This is a genomic window from Streptomyces rugosispiralis, from assembly GCF_024505145.1.
GTDB lineage: Bacteria > Actinomycetota > Actinomycetes > Streptomycetales > Streptomycetaceae > Streptomyces > Streptomyces rugosispiralis.
This window is the reverse complement of sequence record NZ_JANIAA010000254.1, coordinates 1-376: the sequence shown is the minus strand read 5'-3', so window position 1 is coordinate 376 and position 376 is coordinate 1. Positions and strand designations below refer to the sequence as shown.

At 75.0% G+C, this 376-nt stretch carries 1 pseudogene; it reads left to right on the top strand.

Annotation, left to right across the window (positions count from 1 at the left end):
* Nucleotides 1-376 (top strand): annotated as a pseudogene (locus tag NP777_RS47320) (bifunctional [glutamine synthetase] adenylyltransferase/[glutamine synthetase]-adenylyl-L-tyrosine phosphorylase); the annotation flags it as partial.

The window sequence follows — 376 nt, the reverse complement described above, 5'->3', positions numbered from 1 at the left end:
CTGCGCGCCGCCGTCCGCGACACCTGGGGCGATGAGCTGCCAACGCGTTTCGCCGTGATCGGCCTCGGCCGCTTCGGCGGCCATGAGCTGAGCTACGGCTCGGACGCGGACGTCCTCTTCGTCCACGAGCCGCGCGAGGGCGCCGACGACCAGGAGGCCGCCCGCGCCGCCTTCGCCGTGGCCAACGAGATGCGGCGGCTGCTCCAGCTCCCCACCGTGGACCCGCCGCTGCTGATCGACGCCGATCTGCGCCCCGAGGGCAAGTCCGGACCGCTGGTGCGCACCCTCGCCTCGTACGCCGCCTACTACCGCCGCTGGTCGCTGGTCTGGGAGAGCCAGGCGCTGCTGCGCGCCGAGCCGGTCGCGGGCGACCCCG